This is a genomic window from Streptomyces armeniacus (assembly GCF_003355155.1).
Classification (GTDB): Bacteria; Actinomycetota; Actinomycetes; order Streptomycetales; family Streptomycetaceae; genus Streptomyces; species Streptomyces armeniacus.
In genome coordinates this window covers 3,624,097-3,639,625 of record NZ_CP031320.1, presented here as the reverse complement: position 1 = coordinate 3,639,625, position 15,529 = coordinate 3,624,097, and the positions used below count along the sequence as shown (strand labels likewise).

The following is a 15,529-nucleotide window of genomic DNA, read 5'->3' as shown; positions in this document are numbered from 1 at the left end:
GGTGGGCCGTGGGGCCGGGCGGCTCCGGGCGGCCGCGCCCTGCGCGGCCGTCAGCGGTACTCGTCGGCGAGCGCGGCCAGTTGGTCCAGCTGCCGCAGCGTGTCCGCCTCCGGGACGGTCGGCAGCGTGAACGACACCCGCTCCACGCCCAGTTCGACGTACTCGGCGAGCTTCCCGGCATCCATGGGCACGCTGCACAGGGTCGCCGGCACCCCGCCCTCGCGCTGGTCCGCCAGCCAGGCCGACAGCCGGCGGAGCTCGGCGAGGTCCGTACGCGCCCGCGGCAGCCACCCGTCGCCGTACCGCAACAGCCGCGCCAGCGCCGCCGGGCTCTCGCCGCCCACGTACACCGGCGGATGCGGGCGCTGTACGGGCTTCGGCCAGGAGAAGACCGGGTCGAAGTCGACGTGGCTGCCGTGGAACTCCGCCTCGTCCCGCGTCCAGAGCTCCTTGACCGCGGCGAGCTTCTCGTCGAGCAGCGCCCCCCTGGTGCGCGGGTCGGTGCCGTGGTTCCGCATCTCCTCCCGGTTCCAGCCCGCGCCGACGCCGAACAGGACCCGGCCGCCGGACAGCCGGTCGACGCTCGCCACCTCCTTCGCGACCTGGAACAGGTCGCGCTGGGCGAGCAGCGCCACCGCGGTGCCGAGCCGCAGCGTGGACGTCACGGCGGCCGCGGCGGCCAGCGCCACGAACGGGTCGTACGTGCGGTAGTAGACGCGCGGCAGCTCCCCGCCGCCCGGCCACGGCGTCTCCCGTTTCACCGGGATGTGCGAGTGCTCGGCGAGCAGCAGCGCGTCGAATCCGCGCTCCTCCAGGGCCACCGCCAGCCGGTCCGGACGGATTCCCTCGTCCGTGACAAACGTGTTCACCGCGAACTTCACGACTCAGCTCCTCCATCACGCGTTTCACTGAACGGAACGCCCGAAACCGCTGGACGGTCTACGTCCTACACCGCCGCCCGGCCCCGGTCAATGCGGCCCGGGGCGCGCTCAGCCCGCGTTGCCGTGCAGGATCAGCGCCTCGACGAGGCAGCCGAGCGCGGCGGTCGCGAGCACCGCGCGTACGGCGTTCCAGCGCGTCCAGGGCGCCTCGAAGCGCGCGCGTACGGGCGCGGGATCGGCCGTCTCGCCACCGGCGTCGAGCGCGGCCTCGAGCGCGTCGTTGAGCGGCACGTTGATCCGGAACGTGGTCACCAGCGTCCCCGCGTACAGCGCGCACCCCGCGCCCGCCCACGCCGCCACCGGCCCGTCGCCGAGGTGCAGCACCGCGGCCAGGCCGCTGAACACCAGCGCGCCGAGGAAGGCGGACAGGAACCAGCCGTTCAGGATGCGTACGTTGATCGACCGCACGGAGCGGACGAAGACGGCGTCGTCGACCCGCGCCAGACCGGGCATGACGGCGATCGAGAAGGCGGCGTAGATCCCCGCCATCAGCCCTGTCAGCACGGTCGCCACCGCCAGCGTCACTGCCTGCCACATCGTCGGTCACCTCGCGCGTACGTGCCGTCGGGGCCGGTCGGCGCCCGTACTCCGGCCGTACCCCCGCCAGTCAACCCCGTGCGGCACCCCCCCGGCCATCGCCCCGCGTCTCGCCCTCATGCGCGCGCGTCCAGGGCACACGGCTCCAGCGCTGACCGGCGCGAGCCGGGACCCCTCCCCGCGTACGCGGATAGTGTCCGCCCGGCCGACGACGCACACGGCGCCGGCCGGAGGGCGAGGACGGAAAGGGGGCGGTGCGCCGTGCTCGAGGTGGGTTTCGGCGGCGTCGCACTGGTGCTGTTCGCGGTCGGCGGCTGGCTCTGGGCCGACGTCGAGGCTGCGGCGGGAGCCGCGGTGTGCACGATGGGCCTGGTGTTCGCGGCCGGCGCCGTGCTGCGCTTCCGCGGCAGGCGGGCCCTCCCTCCGTACGCGGCGCCCCCGGTGGGCCCGGACGGCCCGCCGCCCGCCCCCGTGTACGGGGAGGAGGCCGAAGTCACCGGCACACAGGCCGAGTTGTACGGCGGGCCGCGGCCCGACCCGGGCGAGCGGATCGCCGTCTTCGAGGCCCGCCGCCCGTTCCTGAGCTCCACCGGCGGCCTGCTCGTCTCGCTGGGCGTGGCCCTCGGGCTGTGGGTCTTCACGTCCGGCTACGACGACTTCGGCCTCGCGCTGAACCTGGCGCTCTCCGCCTTCCCGCTGTTCGTGCTGATGACCGGCCGGTACGCCGTCGTGGAGACGGTCCCCCCGCCCGGCGGCCGGCGCACGTACCTGGTGTACACGGAGGGCCTGGCCGTCGAGACGGACACCGGGCGCCGCACGGTGCGCTGGGAGGACGTACGCGCTGTGTGGCACCGTCCGGAGACCGCACAGGACTTCGGCTCCCACGTCACCACGTACTCCGACTGCTGCGTCCTGGCGCTCACCGGCACCGGCGAGCCGCTGCCGGTGTACGGCGCGCGGCGCCAGGCCGTACTGTCCGGCCTGATCATCGAGCACACCCGGGACGCCCTCGTACGGCGCCTCGCCACGGCTCTGGAGCAGCACGGCGCGATACGCCTCGGCGACCTCACCCTCTCCGGCGGCGGCGTGTACGACACGGAGGGCCGCTTCCTCCCCTGGAGCCCGGACTGGAGCCTCGGCGGGCTGTCCGGTGCGCGGGGTCCGCAGGTGGTGATCAACACCCGGGACGGCAAGCGCCTGCTCGCCGCTGTCCCCGAACTCCAGGTGGCGACGGCCCTGTTGGGGCGCGAGTCCCACGCCCGTGCCGCCGGGGCGGGCGCTCCCGACGGGGCGTGAGCGCGTGGCCGCCACGGGCGGCGCCGTACGGCTCTCACCGCACGCGATCGCGCCAGGGGCCCTCCGGTGCCAGCGCCGCGACGACGGACGGCAGTCCGGGCGGCTCGAGCCGGTCCGGCAGCGCGTTCAGGCCGCCCCGGGCGACCCAGGCGTACGTGCCGAGGCTGGCCTGTTCGTCGGGGAGCAGGCCCGTCCGCACCAGCGCGGGGCGCTCCGTGGTGAAGCGGGCCACGAAGAAGGTCTCCGCGCCGACGTACCGCTTGCCGTTCCACCGCACGTCGCGCTCGACCTGCACCGGCCGGTCGAGGACCGCGTCCGGGTCCAGCCCGGTCTCCTCGGCGAGTTCACGCCGCGCGGCGGCCAGCGGGGTCTCGCCCGGTTCGATGCCGCCGCCGGGCGGCTCCCAGAGCCACGCGCCGTCGTACGGGTCGCGCCAGTGGAGCAGCAGCACGCGGTGCGCGGAGTCCAGGCAGACGACCCGCGCCGCCGGCCGGTGTGTCGTGTCCACGCCCCGACCCTAGCCGCACCACGCTCCGGCCGCCGCACGCCCCCGGCCGCCGCCGGGACCCGTCCCGGCCGGTGCTTGTTAGCGTGCCGACCCGCTCTCCACCACCTGGAAAGGCAACGCCATGACGGGTGCCGCCAACATGGTGCTCGCCGTCGTAGTGGTCCTGCTGCTCGCCGTCCCCATCGTCGTCGCGGCCCTGAAGGGCAAGTACGGCATGGTCGTCCTCGGGGTGCTCGTCCACCCGTGCTGGTGGGTCGCCGCGATCCGGCTGGCCAAGCCCCACTCGTTCTGGGCACGGCGGTTCTACGACGAGGAGACCCTGCGCGAGGCCCAGCACCGCTACCCGGATGGCCCGCGCCCCCGAAAGCGGTTCGAGGACCGCCCGTGGAGGGCGAGTTGAGGAGAACACCGCGAGGCCCCTCCCGAACCGCGGGGAGGGGCCTCGCGACGAGCGTCACGAACGGGCGTGCGCCTACGGCAGGTTGCGCGCCATCACGATGCGCTGGACCTGGTTGGTGCCCTCGTAGATTTGCGTGATCTTGGCGTCCCGCATCATGCGCTCCACCGGGTAGTCCCGCGTGTAGCCGTAGCCGCCGAGGAGCTGGACCGCGTCCGTGGTGATCTCCATGGCGGCGTCGGAGGCGTAGCACTTGGCGGCGGCGCCGAAGAAGGTCAGGTCCTCCTTCGCGCTGCCCAGCGTGACGCGCTCGGAGCGCGCGGCCGCCGCGTACGTGAGCTGGCGGGCCGCCTCCAGTTTCATCGCCATGTCGGCCAGCATGAACTGCACGCCCTGGAAGTCGCCGATCGGCTTGCCGAACTGCTTGCGCTCCGTGACGTAGCCCTTCGCGTAGTCCAGCGCGCCCTGTGCGATGCCCAGCGCCTGTGCCGCGATGGTGATGCGGGTGTGGTCGAGGGTCTGCATCGCGGTGGCGAAGCCGGTGCCCTCGGCGCCGATGAGGCGGTCCGCGGGGATGCGGACGTTGTCGAGGTAGACCTCGCGGGTGGGTGAGCCCTTGATGCCGAGCTTCTTCTCGGGGGCGCCGAACGACACGCCCTCGTCCGCCTTCTCGACCACGAACGCGCTGATGCCCTTGGTGCGCTTGTCCGGGTCGGTGACGGCCATCACCGTGTAGTAGTCGGAGACGCCCGCGTTGGTGATCCAGCGCTTGACGCCGTTCAGCACGTACGAGTCGCCGTCCCGCACGGCGCGGGTCTTCATGCCGCCGGCGTCCGAGCCGGCGTCGGGCTCGCTCAGGCAGTACGAGAACATCGCGTCGCCCTTGGCCAGCGGCCCGAGGTACTTCTTCTTCAGCTCCTCCGAGCCGGAGAGGACGACCGGCAGGGAGCCCAGCTTGTTCACGGCGGGGATCAGCGAGGAGGACGCGCAGACGCGGGCGACCTCCTCGATGACGATCACGGTCGCGAGGGCGTCGGCGCCCGCGCCCCCGTACGCCTCGGGTATGTGCACCGCGTGCAGGTCGTTGGCGACCAGCGCGTCGAGGGCCTCCTGCGGGAACCGGCCCTCCTCGTCCACCTCGGCCGCGAAGGGTGCGATCTTCGCCTCGGCGAGCGAGCGCACCGAGTCGCGGAGCATGTCGTGCTCCTCGGGCGGCCGGTAGAGGTCGAAGTCAGCCGCTGTGCTGTTCGCTGAGGGCGCCACGGTCTCTCACTCCCCTGTCAGTGCGGCGCCGGAAGAGCGCCGAAGCTAATTACCGTTAAGTAACCCAATTCTAGGGGCCCGGCTCCGAGCCGGCATACGTGAGGTTCATCTCCGGCGCCCCGGTTATGCTCGCGGCAGCGTGTACGCGCCTGCGTGCCACCCCGAAGCCCGCCCGGGCACGCCCCGGCGGACACCGGCGGCACGCCCATCGGAACCCACGACCACCGCGCTCTCGCGGGGAGCAGGAGCAGCACATGGCCACCGCGGCCCGTCCCCGGATCACCGTGATCGGCACCGGATACCTGGGTGCCACGCACGCCGCCGCGATGGCCGACCTCGGCTTCGAGGTGCTCGGCCTGGACGTGGTGCCGGAGAAGGTCGAGATGCTCGCGCGCGGCGAGGTCCCGATGTACGAGCCCGGGCTCGCGAAGCTGCTGCGGCAGCACGTCGAGGGCATCGAGGGTGCGTCCGGGCGGCTCCGGTTCACCACCTCGTACGAGGAGGTCGCGGAGTTCGGCGACGTCCACTTCGTCTGCGTCAACACCCCGCAGAAGCACGGCGAGTACGCCGCCGACATGAGCTATGTCGACACCGCCTTCGAGACGCTGGCGCCGCTGCTGACGCGGCCCGCGCTGGTGGTGGGCAAGTCCACCGTGCCCGTCGGCAGTGCCGACCGGCTCGCGGCCCTGCTGGCCGGGCTGGCGCCCGTGGGCGAGGACGCCGAGCTCGCCTGGAACCCGGAGTTCCTGCGCGAGGGCTTCGCCGTACAGGACACGCTGCACCCGGACCGTATCGTCGCGGGAGTGCGCAGCGAGCGCGCGGAACGGCTGCTGCGCGAGGTCTACGCGGGCCCGCTCGCGGAGGGTTCGCCGTTCGTCGTCACCGACTTCCCGACCGCCGAGCTGGTCAAGACCGCCGCCAACTCCTTCCTCGCCACCAAGATTTCCTTCATCAACGCCATGGCCGAGGTCTGCGAGGCCGCCGACGGCGACGTGGTGAAGCTGGCGGAGGCGATCGGGCACGACGACCGGATCGGCCGCAAGTTCCTGCGCGCGGGCATCGGCTTCGGCGGCGGCTGCCTGCCCAAGGACCTGCGGGCGTTCATGGCGCGCGCCGGTGAACTGGGCGCCGACCAGGCGCTGACGTTCCTGCGGGAGATCGACTCGATCAACATGCGCCGCCGCAGCCACATGGTCGAGCTCACCCGCGACGCGGTCGGCGGCGGCCTGCTGGGCAAGCGGGTCGCCGTGCTGGGCGCCTCGTTCAAGCCGGACTCCGACGACGTACGGGACTCGCCCGCGCTCAACGTCGCCGGACAGCTGCACCTCCAGGGCGCGCAGGTCACCGTCTACGACCCGAAGGGCATGGCCAACGCCCGCGCCCTCTTCCCGACCCTCGGCTACGCGCCGAGCGCGCTGGAGGCCGTACGGGCGGCGGACGTGGTGCTGCACCTCACCGAGTGGCGCGAGTTCCGCGAGCTGGACCCGGAGGTGCTGGGCGAGGCGGTGGCGCAGCGGCACATCCTGGACGGGCGCAACACGCTCGACCCGGCGCTGTGGCGGAAGGCCGGCTGGCGGTTCCGCGCGCTGGGGCGGCCGACGGCCTGACGGGCGGCCCCGGCCGGCACGGCGAGCGGCCCTCGCGGTTACGGGGGCGGGCGGCGCCGGCGCTACGGCCCCGGCGGCACGGCGAAACGGCGGCACGGCGGCCGTTACGGCGTCCCGCGCCGCGCCCGGTACGCCCGCATCTTCGCCCGGCTCCCGCAGACCGCCATCGTGCACCAGCGCCCGCGCCCTCCGGGGCTGCGGTCGTAGAACACCCACTGGCAGTCGTCCGCCTCGCACGCCTTGAGCCGCTGCCAGCCGCCGTCGCCCGCGGCGCCGGCGATGGCCGCCGCGACGCGCGCGGTGAGCCCCGCGGCGCCGGTCAGGCCCGGCGCGGGCCGGAGCGCGGCCGCGCCCTCGCCGTCCACGTGCAGCACGAGCGGGGCGTCGGCGAGGAGCCGGTCCAGCGTACGGGCGCTCGCCTCGGGCAGCTCCGGGCCGGTGTGCGCGAGGCACGCGGCGCGCAGGGCCTCGCGCAGCTCCACGACCGGCGGCAGGTCGCGTTTGGTGAGACCCAGGCCGGTCAACCCGTGCTCGCGGGCGAACTCGGCGAGACCCCGCGGCGCGGTCAGAGCGTCCTGCCCCGTCTCGATGTCGAGCGTGTTCGCCAGCTCCTGCACCAGTGCGAGGGGCGGTGGCGCGGTTCGGTCTCCCACCCTTGCCACGTTACTGGCTGCGGGGCATCATGAGGTAACTGCGTTACCAGTTAAGCAGCCTTGGAAGTAACGCCGCAGGAGGGATCATCATGCCCATCGCCACACTTGGTGTCACCGTGCTGGACTGTCCCGACCCCCGGGCGCTCGCCGAGTTCTACGCCGCCGTGCTGGGCGGGGAGGTCGGAGGCGAGGGGGAGTGGTTCGAGGTGTCCGCCCCGGAAGGGCGGCGGCTGGCCTTCCAGGAGTCGCCCGGGTTCATCCCGCCGCAGTGGCCGAGCACGGAGCACGGGCAGCAGTTCCATCTGGACCTCGACGTGCCGGCCGACAGGATGGACGAGGCGGAGAAGCAGGTCCTCGCTCTCGGCGCGCGGCTCGCACAGGGCGACGACGGCGGGAAGCGCGACTTCCGCGTCTATCTGGACCCGGCGGGGCACCCGTTCTGCCTGTGCGCCACCTGACCCGGCGCAACGGGCGCTCGTACGGGTCCGGCGCTCGTACGGGACCGGCCGCTCGTACGGGCCGCGCCGCGGCGGCCCTCAGCACCGTCCCGGCACGTGAAAGGCCGGCGCCCGCCCCCTGCGTACGGGGGCGGGCGCCGGCCTGCCGCCTGTGCGGCGGCGCGCGGGTGCGCGCGTGGGGGCGTACGTTCAGTCGCCCTTGACGGTGACCTTCTCGTCCGCGTTCAGCTGCGACACCAGCTCCTTGACCTTGGGCATGTCCCACTTCAGCGAGCCCGCCGGCGCGCTTCCCGCGATCGGCATGTTCATCGACGTGCCGTCACCGCCGGTGATGCCCTTCATCGCCCAGAACATCGAGGCCAGGTTCCACAGGCTCATGTCCTTGTCGACGATCAGCGTGTCCAGGCCGGCACCCATCGTCGGGTACAGCTTGAACGGGTTCAGGACCGTCGAGGGCGTCGCGGTCTGGCTGGCGAGCGCGGACAGGAACTTCTGCTGGTTCTTCGTCCGCTCCAGGTCGCTGCCGGCCTCGTAGCGGTTGCGGACGAAGGCGAGCGCCTGCTCGCCGTTCAGGGTCTGCTTGCCCTTCTCGAAGTCGGCGCCCGAGTTCTTGTCCTTGATGTCCCGCGGGATGTCCAGCTCGACCCCGCCGATCGAGTCCACGATCTTCGCGAAGCCGCCGAAGCCGATCTCCGCGTAGTGGTCGATCTTCAGGCCGGTGTTGTGCTCGACCGTACGGACCAGCAGCTGCGGACCGTCCTGCGAGTAGGCGGCGTTGAGCTTGTTCGGGCCGGGCGACTCGTAGTGCTTGCCGCTCTCCGAGCCCGTGAAGTCCGGTATGGTCACCCACGAGTCGCGCGGCAGGCTGACCATGGTGTTCCCGTTGTCACCGACGTGCAGGATCATCATCGAGTCGGTGCGCTTGCCCTCGGCGGAGCCGGTGTGCAGCTTCTTCTTCTCCTCGTCGGACAGGCCCTCGCGGCTGTCCGAGCCGACGATCAGGTAGTTGGTGCCCTCGCCGCTGTCCGGCCGGTCCTCCACCTTGCTGAGGTCGACCTCGCGCTTGAGCTTCGAGTCCGCCCAGAAGTACGTGGCGACGGACCACACCAGCAGCACGGCGAGGAGGGTGACAAGTCCCACCGTTATCCGGCGTTTCCAGTTCGGCCGCGGCCGGCCGCCGGGCCCGTAACCGCCGTCACCTCCGTCGTACCCGCCGGCGCCACCCTGCGGATCGCCCTGCCGGCCGCCGTAGACCTGACCGGGGCTGTACCCCGAGTCGTACGAGCCGTCGCCGCCGGGCCCCTGGCCGTAACCGCCTCTGCTCTGCGGCGGTACTCCGGGGCGCTGCGTGTGGGGCATGACGCGGGTGGGCTCCGGCTCGGGTGCGGCGCTGCCGCGTCCGTACCGGTCGCGCCCTTCGTCGGTCCATCCGTCCGGCCACTGGTTCATGCCCCGTAGTCTGCACGGCTCCACCCGCGCGGACACAGGGCGGGTGCGGATTCGGGCCGAGGCTGTAGCAGAGCTGTCGCAAAGCCGGGGCGCCGGGGTCCCGCCATGTCGCCGCATATGGTGGTGACCATGACCGACCAGGCCACTCAGGCGGAAGGCACGCTTCCGGGCAAGCCGACCTCCGCTTCCCGCACCACCCTGTCGCACATCATGACGGCGAACGAGACCAACCTGCTGGGCACGGTCCACGGCGGCGTGATCATGAAGCTTGTGGACGACGCCGCGGGCGCCGTCGCCGGGCGCCACTCCGGCGGGCCCGCGGTCACCGCGTCGATGGACGAGATGGTCTTCCTGGAGCCCGTGCGCGTGGGCGACCTCGTACACGTCAAGGCGCAGGTGAACTGGACCGGCCGGTCCTCCATGGAGGTCGGGGTACGGGTGCTGGCCGAGCGCTGGAACGAGTCGACGCCCGCCACCCAGGTCGGCAGCGCCTACCTGGTGTTCGCCGCCGTCGGCGAGACAGGCAAGCCGCGCGCCGTGCCGCCGGTCATCCCGGAGACGGGCCGGGACAAGCGCCGCTACCAGGAGGCGCAGATCCGCCGCACGCACCGGCTGGCCAGGCGCCGCGCGATCAAGGAGCTGCGCGAACGGCGGGCGGCCGAGGGCCTGTTGGAGGACTGACGGCGGGCATCCCGTACGGCGTCAACACCCGGCTGTGCGCGGCCTCTTGACCGATTCCGGACACTCTGTATGGTCTAGACTAATGGCGAACGGGAATCCGAATCGACCACTTTCGCAGCCGTCAGTTCACTTCACGGGACGGCTGCTCCCTCACCGCTGGCGGTACATCCGTCTTCGCGTTCGCCCCGCAACTCGACAGAGCCGTCGACGGCTTCCTGTACCCCCCATGGTTGCCGGCCCCCATCCCTGAGCGGCGGCTCTTACCGTGAAGGAGTTGGCATGCACGCGAAAAGAAAACTGGCCGCCGTGATCGGCGCGGGCGTCGCACCGCTCATCGCCGTCTGCCTCCCGGCGAACACGGCCAGCGCGCACGGCTGGGTGACGAACCCGGGCAGCCGGCAGGACCAGTGCGCCAAGGGGACCGTGAGCTGCGGTTCCATCCAGTGGGAGCCGCAGAGTGTCGAGGGCCCCAAGGGCCTCAAGAGCTGTAGCGGCGGCAACGGCCGCTTCTCCGAGCTCGATGACGACAGCAAGGGCTGGAAGGTACACAACGTCGGCAGGTCCCAGACATTCACCTGGCAGCTGACCGCACGTCACCGCACAAGCACCTGGCAGTACTTCGTCGGCAACCAGAAGGTCGCCGAGATCAACGACAACGGCGCGCAGCCGCCCGCCACGGTCAGCCACAACGTCAACTTCGGCGGCATCAGCGGCAAGCAGAAGGTGCTGGCGGTCTGGAACATCGCCGACACCGCCAACGCGTTCTACGCCTGCATCGACGTGAACATCTCCTAGCAGCGGACATCCGGTGCCGCGCGGACCGCCGGCCCTCGGGCCGTGCGGCACCGGAGTTCCCGGGCCCGTCCGCCAGCCATTCCGGCCGCCCCCGTCAGGGGCAGGTCACCTTGTCCCCGGTGACGGCCTGGAAGCCCTTCCCCGACTGGCCGGGCCCGGTGGCCGGCAGGGGCTCCACCGCGCGGACGGCCTTCACCGCGCGGTGGTCCGCGCCGACCGTCACCTTCATCGACGGCCCGCGCCCCTTCTGCTTGTGCAGCTTGGCGCCCGGCAGCGCCGCGGCGAGGGTGCGTACGGAGCGGTTCCAGCGCGGGTCGTACGTGATCACCGTCTGCTTGAGGCCCTTCCGCGCCGCGTTCCGCGGGATGCCGGTGGTGTTGAAGTGGGCCTCGCGCAGCGCCGTGTCCACCTTGTGCCCGAGTCCGGCCGTCGCGGTGCCGTTCTCGACCTGTACGCGGATACGGCCCGGCGGGATGTCGACGGGGACGGCGTTCGGGTTCTTCCCGTCCGCCTGCTTGCCGCCCTTCGTCTCCTGGCTGTCCTCCCGGCCGTCCGCCCCGTTCCGCTGCTTGTGCTCGGCCAGCGGCCGGTCCTCGCGCAGCGCCGCGAAGAGCCGCGCCGACTTCGCCGCGTCCCACTTCACCGTCGAGCCCAGCCCGCGTACCCGGTGGTCCCCGTCCGCGACCGGCACGGACACGAACTCCGACGACGCCGGCGTGAACCCCCGCATCGCATGCCCGAGCGCCAGCATCTCGGAGGTGCCGAAGCCGCGGTCCGCCCGTACGGACTTCAGCATCGTGGACGCCACCTTGTTGAACTTCACCGGGTTCATCAGCACCCCGCTGCTCGTCGCCTTGTCGATGACGGAGGCGATGAACCGCTGCTGCCGCTGCATCCGCCCGAAGTCGGAGGCGCCGTCGAGGTGCCGCGCGCGGACGTACGACAGCGCCTCGGCGCCGTTCAGCTGGGAGGTGCCGGCGGGCAGGTTCAGCCCGGAGTAGCGGTCCTTGAGCGGGCGTACGGTGCACACCGGCACCCCGCCCAGCGCGTCGACGGTGTTCATGAAGCTGCCGAAGTCGACCTCGAGGTAGTGGTCGATGTGCACCTTCGTCATCGCCTCCACCGTGCGGACCGTCAGATGCGGGCCGCCGTGCGCGTAGGCCGAGTTGATCTTCGCGGGGTAACCGGTGTGCCGCTTGCCGGTGCCGTCGTCCTTGTGCTCGGGCAGCTTGACGTACGAGTCCCGCGGGATGCTCACCACGCTCATACGGCGCCGGTCCTCGGACAGATGGACCAGCATCAGGGTGTCCGTGCAGTCACACGAGCCGCCGCCCAGCCGGTACTTCTTGCGCGTCGCCGCGCTCAGCTTGTCCCGCCCGTCCACGCCGACGACCAGGAAGTTCAGGCCCCTGGAGGCGTCCGGCCGGTCCGACAGGCCGGAGAACGGGTCGATCCGCCGCACCCCCTCGTCCAGCCCGCTGACCAGCGCGTGCCCGACGCCGCTGGTGGCCAGCACCAGCGCCGAGGTCGCCATGACGATCCGCAGACCCCAGTGCGGGCGCCGTCTGCCGCGCCGCGCGCCGGTGCGCCGGTCCGCGCGCCGGCCGCGGGGCGGGGGCGCGCCGCGTTCTCCGGTGCGCTGGGGCGCGGCACGGCGCGGGGCCGCGCGGCGCGCGCCTGAGCGGCGGGCGCCCGTGCCGTGCGGACGGTCGTGCGGACGGTCGTGCGGGCCGGTCGGTGTGGGCAATGCGGACCTCCGCGGCTGGGGGGCACCTCCCGGGCCGAAGGCCCAGGGGGCGGGCCGGGTCGTGCTGCGGTCGCACTGTAGACACATACGATCGGCAGACCGGTCCCCACACGCCGCAGGTCCGCGCGGCGGGCACCCGGCTGGCGTCCCGGGGCGTCCCCCGTTCGCGGTAACGTGGCCGCCGTGACTGGATCTGTTCCCCCCGCCGTCTCCGTGATCATGCCGGTGCTCAACGAGGAGCGCCATCTGCGCACCTCCGTCCGGCACATCCTGGAGCAGGAGTACGACGGCGAGCTCGAAGTGGTGATCGCGCTCGGCCCGTCCGAGGACCGTACGGACGAGATCGCCGCCGAGCTCGTACGCGAGGACCCGCGGGTGCACACGGTGCCGAACCCGACGGGCCGTACGCCCGCCGCGCTGAACGCCGCCATCAAGGCGTCCCGGCACCCCGTCGTGGTCCGCGTCGACGGCCACGGCATGCTCTCGCCCGACTACATCGCCACGGCGGTGCGGCTGCTCGACGAGACCGGCGCCGCGAACGTGGGCGGCATCATGCACGCCGAGGGCGAGAACGACTGGGAGCACGCCGTCGCCGCCGCCATGACGGCGAAGATAGGCGTCGGGAACGCGGCGTTCCACACCGGCGGCGAGGCGGGCCCGGCCGAGACGGTGTATCTCGGCGTGTTCCGGCGCGAGGTGCTGGAGCAGCAGGGCGGCTACAACGAGGAGTTCATCCGCGCCCAGGACTGGGAGCTGAACTTCCGCATCCGTGAGGCGGGCGGGCTGATCTGGTTCTCGCCGGAGCTGCGGGTGTCGTACCGGCCGCGGCCGAACGTGCGCGCGCTCGCCAAGCAGTACAAGAACTACGGCCGTTGGCGGCACGTGGTCGCCCGCTACCACGCCGGCTCGATCAACCTGCGCTACCTCGCGCCCCCGATGGCGCTCTGCGCCATCGCGGCGGGCGCGGTGGTGGGCGCCGCGGTGACGCCGTGGGGCTTCGCCGTCCCGGCCGGGTACCTCGCGGCGATCACCGCGGGCTCACTGCCGGCGGGCAAGGGGCTGACGGCGGGGGCGCGCGTACGGATTCCTGTGGCGCTCGCGACCATGCACATGTCGTGGGGCTGGGGCTTCCTCACCAGCCCGCGGAAGCTGGCCCGTCACGTGCGGGCGAGCCGCCGCGACCCGAATCCGTCGGGTAGCCCGACGAGCCCGTCTGGTACCTCCAGCCCGTCCGGCAGCAACTCCAGCCCGTCCGGCGTTTGAGGACGGCCCTCAGCCACTGACGCGCGGCAGCCGCCGGTGGGCGGTCACCGCATCGTGCGCCGGGCGCGGCCCGGGACGGGCCGGGGTCCGTCCTCAAACGCCGGACGGGCTTGGGGTGGCGGACACCGCCTGGGTGTCACCACACGTTGTTCGGGTTCACGTCCATGCAGGCCGTCTTGTCGTTGCCGTTCAGCGAGTCCGCCGTGTCCGGCGCCTTGTTGTCGTCGGTGCCGCCGGCCTCTTCGCCGCCGCTGTCGCCGTCACCCGACGCCTTCGGGTACGCGGTGCCCGTACGCCAGTCCGCGCCGACCACCAGCGTCACCTCGTCAACCGCCGACGAGTGCTTGACCAGCCGCTCGGGCACGCCCAGCGACTCCGCCAGCGCGAACGCGTCCGCGCGCTGCTCCGTGGTCGCGTAACTGATCGTCGTGTCCGCCTGCGACTTCGGGGTCTGGTCGGCGGTCGCCTGGGTGAAGCCGTCCGTGTTCAGCTGGTCCGCGACGGCGCCCGCGCGGCCGGAGACCGGGGACTGGGCCGCGGTGCCGGTGCCGTTCATCACCCGTACGGGGATCTCGGCCTTCGGCCTGGCCGAGTCGGCCGCGTTCGACGGGTCGTCGGGCTTGTCGGACTTCGGCTTCTTCTTGTCCTTGCCGTCGAGCGCGATGTCCTGCCGCACCATCGAGAACAGCTTCTCCGCGTCGCCCGGCTTCGGCTCGACGAAGCTGCCGCCGCTGGAGTACTGCCAGGGCATCGTGGCCATGGTGATACGCGAGGTCGGCACGCGCTTGAGGTCGTTGCCCAGGTCGTAGAGCTTCTTCACGCTGCCCAGGCCGTGGTCGACGGTGAGCGCCTTGGTGGCGGACTCGGCGAGGTTGCGCAGCTTGCCCGGGTCGGTGAGCTTCGTGCCGGCCTTCAGCTGGCGGACCATCGAACTCATGTAGAGATGCTGCGCCTTGGCCCGCCCGATGTCCGTACCGTCGCCGAAGCCGTGCCGCGTACGCAGCCACTGCAGCGCCTGCTCGCCCTGGACGACCGACTCGCCCTTCTCGAGCTTGAGGCCGGACTTGGAGTCCTGGATGTTGTCCTTCACGCAGACCGGCACGCCGCCGACGGCGTCGGCCATGGAGACCACACCGGCGAAGTCGATCATCATGAAGTGGTCGAGGGGCACGCCCGTCAGCGCCTCCCAGGTGGCCACCGTGCAGCCCGGACCGCCGTTCATGAGGCTGGCGTTGATCCGGTCGGAGGTCTCCGGGTAGACCTTCCCGTCCTCCTTGTCGGTGCACTTGGGAATGTCCACCCTGGTGTCGCGGGGGATGGACACGACCGACATGTTGCTGCGGTCAGCCGAGACGTGGAGCAGCATCTGTACGTCCGCCAGCGGCGGCCGGTCGGCGTCCGCGCGGGAGCCGCCCAGGTCGACGTTCTTCTTCGAGGCGCGCGAGTCGGAGCCCAGCAGCAGGATGTTGAGTGGGCGCTGCCCGTCGGCGTTGGGGTCGCTCGGGTCCAGCTTGTGGTCGCCGAGGTTGAGGTCGTCCTTGCCGAGATTGCCGTTGAGATGGCGGTAGTAGAGATACCCCGCGCCCGCGGTGCCGAGGATCAGCAGCGACGTGACCAGCACGAACCACCGGAAGATGCGGCGCTTCAACGAACTCGGGCGTTTTCGCTTCGTACGGCGCCCACCACCGCGGGCCCCGCCGGCCCCGTCGCCTTCGCCGTCTCCCGGCCCGCCCTCGGCGCGGGCGGCCCCTGCGGCGCGCGCGTCGCGCGTACGCCGTCCGTCTCCCTCGTACAGGCCGTCGTCCCAGCCGAGTTCACTGGCAGAGGGCGCGGAGCGCCCCCGGTCGCCACGGGTGCCGTTCTGCTGCCGCACGTGGCCTCCCCGTTCTCATGTGGTGGTGCACCCGGTCGCCTGGCGGAGCGGCTGGGGTCCG

15 protein-coding genes are annotated in these 15,529 nt (G+C 72.3%); 7 read left to right on the top strand and 8 right to left on the bottom strand.

What is annotated here, in order from left to right; genetic code table 11:
* Nucleotides 1-50 precede the first annotated feature (50 nt).
* Together DVA86_RS15695 and DVA86_RS15690 are read right to left on the bottom strand one after the other, a co-directional pair.
* Complete coding sequence (locus DVA86_RS15695; protein WP_208879060.1) at nucleotides 51-881, bottom strand: LLM class F420-dependent oxidoreductase; 831 nt, start codon at nucleotides 879-881, stop codon at nucleotides 51-53.
* A gap of 108 nt (nucleotides 882-989) precedes the next feature.
* Nucleotides 990-1,478, bottom strand: coding sequence for an anthrone oxygenase family protein (locus DVA86_RS15690; protein ID WP_208879058.1), 489 nt, complete (start codon nucleotides 1,476-1,478; stop codon nucleotides 990-992).
* A 261-nt stretch (nucleotides 1,479-1,739) separates the two neighbouring features.
* Here DVA86_RS15690 and DVA86_RS15685 point away from each other — a divergent pair, with 261 nt between their 5' ends.
* Entirely contained in the window at nucleotides 1,740-2,774 is a 1,035-nt protein-coding gene (locus DVA86_RS15685; RefSeq protein WP_208879056.1) for a hypothetical protein, read from the top strand.
* A 34-nt stretch (nucleotides 2,775-2,808) separates the two neighbouring features.
* Here DVA86_RS15685 and DVA86_RS15680 read toward each other — a convergent pair whose 3' ends face one another.
* Nucleotides 2,809-3,282: an NUDIX hydrolase gene (locus DVA86_RS15680; RefSeq protein WP_208879055.1), complete on the bottom strand. Its 474-nt coding sequence runs from the start codon at nucleotides 3,280-3,282 to the stop codon at nucleotides 2,809-2,811.
* Between the two features lie 121 nt (nucleotides 3,283-3,403).
* Here DVA86_RS15680 and DVA86_RS15675 point away from each other — a divergent pair, with 121 nt between their 5' ends.
* The gene (locus DVA86_RS15675) at nucleotides 3,404-3,682 is read left to right on the top strand and encodes a hypothetical protein (protein WP_208879054.1); all 279 of its coding nucleotides are present in this window, start codon (nucleotides 3,404-3,406) and stop codon (nucleotides 3,680-3,682) included.
* Between the two features lie 72 nt (nucleotides 3,683-3,754).
* Here the strand turns inward: DVA86_RS15675 and DVA86_RS15670 are convergent, their stop codons facing one another.
* A complete protein-coding gene (locus tag DVA86_RS15670; RefSeq protein ID WP_208884739.1) occupies nucleotides 3,755-4,876 on the bottom strand; it encodes an acyl-CoA dehydrogenase family protein in 1,122 nt (373 codons plus the stop codon).
* A gap of 320 nt (nucleotides 4,877-5,196) precedes the next feature.
* Here DVA86_RS15670 and DVA86_RS15665 point away from each other — a divergent pair, with 320 nt between their 5' ends.
* Complete coding sequence (locus DVA86_RS15665) at nucleotides 5,197-6,549, top strand: UDP-glucose dehydrogenase family protein (RefSeq protein ID WP_208879052.1); 1,353 nt, start codon at nucleotides 5,197-5,199, stop codon at nucleotides 6,547-6,549.
* 104 nt (nucleotides 6,550-6,653) lie between these two features.
* Here DVA86_RS15665 and DVA86_RS15660 read toward each other — a convergent pair whose 3' ends face one another.
* Nucleotides 6,654-7,202 (bottom strand): CGNR zinc finger domain-containing protein, encoded by a 549-nt coding sequence (locus tag DVA86_RS15660; protein WP_208879051.1) that lies wholly within the window; start codon nucleotides 7,200-7,202, stop codon nucleotides 6,654-6,656.
* An 89-nt stretch (nucleotides 7,203-7,291) separates the two neighbouring features.
* Between DVA86_RS15660 and DVA86_RS15655 the strand changes: the two genes are divergently transcribed.
* On the top strand, nucleotides 7,292-7,660 hold the full coding sequence (locus DVA86_RS15655) for a VOC family protein (protein WP_208879049.1): 369 nt from the start codon (nucleotides 7,292-7,294) through the stop codon (nucleotides 7,658-7,660).
* A 189-nt stretch (nucleotides 7,661-7,849) separates the two neighbouring features.
* Here DVA86_RS15655 and DVA86_RS15650 read toward each other — a convergent pair whose 3' ends face one another.
* Nucleotides 7,850-9,109 carry an LCP family protein gene (locus tag DVA86_RS15650; RefSeq protein ID WP_208879047.1) on the bottom strand — a complete coding sequence of 420 codons (1,260 nt, stop codon included), beginning with the start codon at nucleotides 9,107-9,109 and terminating at the stop codon, nucleotides 7,850-7,852.
* 129 nt (nucleotides 9,110-9,238) lie between these two features.
* Between DVA86_RS15650 and DVA86_RS15645 the strand changes: the two genes are divergently transcribed.
* Together DVA86_RS15645 and DVA86_RS15640 are read left to right on the top strand one after the other, a co-directional pair.
* A complete protein-coding gene (locus tag DVA86_RS15645) occupies nucleotides 9,239-9,790 on the top strand; it encodes an acyl-CoA thioesterase (protein WP_208879045.1) in 552 nt (183 codons plus the stop codon).
* Nucleotides 9,791-10,069: 279 nt separating this feature from the next.
* Entirely contained in the window at nucleotides 10,070-10,585 is a 516-nt protein-coding gene (locus DVA86_RS15640) for a lytic polysaccharide monooxygenase auxiliary activity family 9 protein (RefSeq protein WP_208879044.1), read from the top strand.
* A 94-nt stretch (nucleotides 10,586-10,679) separates the two neighbouring features.
* Here DVA86_RS15640 and DVA86_RS15635 read toward each other — a convergent pair whose 3' ends face one another.
* Nucleotides 10,680-12,332 carry an LCP family protein gene (locus DVA86_RS15635; RefSeq protein WP_342776359.1) on the bottom strand — a complete coding sequence of 551 codons (1,653 nt, stop codon included), beginning with the start codon at nucleotides 12,330-12,332 and terminating at the stop codon, nucleotides 10,680-10,682.
* Nucleotides 12,333-12,515: 183 nt separating this feature from the next.
* Between DVA86_RS15635 and DVA86_RS15630 the strand changes: the two genes are divergently transcribed.
* On the top strand, nucleotides 12,516-13,595 hold the full coding sequence (locus DVA86_RS15630; protein ID WP_281279300.1) for a glycosyltransferase family 2 protein: 1,080 nt from the start codon (nucleotides 12,516-12,518) through the stop codon (nucleotides 13,593-13,595).
* Between the two features lie 136 nt (nucleotides 13,596-13,731).
* Here DVA86_RS15630 and DVA86_RS15625 read toward each other — a convergent pair whose 3' ends face one another.
* Complete coding sequence (locus DVA86_RS15625) at nucleotides 13,732-15,468, bottom strand: LCP family protein (RefSeq protein WP_245996620.1); 1,737 nt, start codon at nucleotides 15,466-15,468, stop codon at nucleotides 13,732-13,734.
* Nucleotides 15,469-15,529: the final 61 nt, after the last annotated feature.